Origin of the sequence: Azonexus sp., assembly GCF_036170495.1 — a bacterium.
In the GTDB taxonomy this organism is placed as follows: Bacteria; Pseudomonadota; Gammaproteobacteria; order Burkholderiales; family Rhodocyclaceae; genus Azonexus.
The window spans coordinates 1-1,726 of record NZ_JAVHPH010000431.1 but is presented as its reverse complement, the minus strand read 5'-3'; the positions used below and the strand labels follow the sequence as shown (position 1 = coordinate 1,726).

Sequence of the window (1,726 nt, the reverse complement as noted above, 5' to 3'; positions counted from 1 at the left end):
GCCGGCAAGGCACTCAAGAATGTGAAAATCGATGGCGACGACGTGTCGTTCGACATCGAGCTGGCTTACCCGGCGAAAAGCCAGCTCGACGCCATCCGTAAGCAGGTGATCGCTGCGGTGCGCGCCCTTCCATGTGTCGGCAACGTGTCGGCCAATGTTTTCAGCAAGATCGTTGCGCACTCCGTGCAGCTCGGCGTCAAGCTGTTGCCTGGCGTCAAGAACATCATTGCCGTTGCTTCTGGCAAGGGCGGCGTCGGCAAGAGCACGACCGCTGTCAATCTGGCCCTGGCTTTAGCTCAGGAAGGCGCTCGGGTCGGTATCCTCGATGCCGACATCTATGGGCCGTCGCAGCCGCAAATGCTTGGTTTGGCCGGTCAGCAGCCGGAATCGAAGGATGGCCAAAGCATGGAGCCGCTGGAGGCCTACGGCGTGCAGGCGATGTCAATCGGCTTCATGGTCGATGTCGAGACACCGATGGTCTGGCGCGGCCCGATGGTCGCCCAGGCGCTTGACCAAATGCTCGGCCAGACCAACTGGAACGACATTGATTATCTGATCGTCGATATGCCGCCGGGTACTGGCGACATCCAGTTGTCGCTGGCCCAGAAGGTGCCGGTAACTGGCGCGGTGATCGTCACCACGCCGCAGGACATCGCGCTGATCGACGCGCGCAAGGGTCTGAAGATGTTCGAGAAGGTGAATATTCCGATCATCGGCATCGTTGAGAACATGAGCATCCACATTTGCTCGAAGTGCGGCCACGAAGAGCATATCTTCGGCTCGGGCGGCGGCGAAAAAATGTGTGCTGACTACAACACTGAATTCCTCGGCAGCCTGCCGCTGGAGCTGGCGATTCGCGAAATGGCCGATGGCGGCAAGCCGACCGTCGTCGGTGCGCCGGATTCGCGGACGGCCGAAATCTATCGCGCCATCGCCCGCCGGGTGGCGATCAAGATCGGCGAGAAGGCCAAGGACATGAGCTCGAAATTCCCCAATATCGTCGTGCAAAACACTTAATTTTTTTGCACATTGGGGTCAATAAAGGCGGGTAAAATCCCGCCTTTATTTTTGTCCACCGTAGCAGGGAAAAATGGCCATCAAATCAGATAAATGGATACGCCGCATGGCGGCAGAGCACGGCATGATCGAGCCGTTTTCGCCGGATCTCGTGCGCGAGGTGAATGGCCAGAAGATCGTTTCCTACGGTACCTCCAGCTATGGCTACGATATTCGTTGTGCCCGCGAATTCAAGGTGTTCACGAATATCAACTCGACGGTCGTTGATCCCAAGGCCTTCGATCCGAAGTCCTTTGTCGAGATTGAGTCCGATGTTTGCATCATTCCGCCGAACTCGTTTGCGCTGGCCCGCACGATGGAATACTTCCGCATTCCGCGTTCGGTGCTGACTGTTTGTCTGGGCAAATCGACCTACGCCCGCTGCGGCATCATCGTGAACGTCACGCCCTTTGAGCCCGAGTGGGAAGGCTATGTCACCCTCGAGTTTTCCAACACGACGCCGCTGCCGGCCAAGATCTACGCCGGCGAAGGTTGCGCCCAGGTGCTGTTCTTCGAATCCGACGAGGTTTGCGAAACTTCGTACAAGGATCGCGGTGGCAAATACCAGGGGCAAGTTGGCGTCACGTTGCCCAAAATCTGACGCCAGACCGTAACGAAATCGTCTTATTCTGTGACCCGCTGCGGCGGGTCGCCGCATTTTAAGGATTCA

The 1,726-nt window shown here is 57.6% G+C and carries 2 protein-coding genes; both read left to right on the top strand.

The annotated features are described in order from the left end of the window. Window positions 1-1,017: iron-sulfur cluster carrier protein ApbC (apbC, locus tag ADADOO_RS15610; RefSeq protein ID WP_511278427.1), on the top strand; the 1,017-nt coding region annotated here is incomplete at its 5' end. 73 nt (window positions 1,018-1,090) lie between these two features. After that, on the top strand, window positions 1,091-1,657 hold the full coding sequence (gene dcd / locus ADADOO_RS15605; RefSeq protein WP_511278426.1) for a dCTP deaminase: 567 nt from the start codon (window positions 1,091-1,093) through the stop codon (window positions 1,655-1,657). The last annotated feature ends 69 nt before the right edge of the window (window positions 1,658-1,726 follow it).

Bases quoted from the DNA above. Each gene is read 5' to 3' on its own strand.
- dcd (WP_511278426.1), top strand. From the start codon at position 1,091: ATGGCCATCAAATCAGATAAATGGATACGCCGCATGGCGGCAGAGCAC.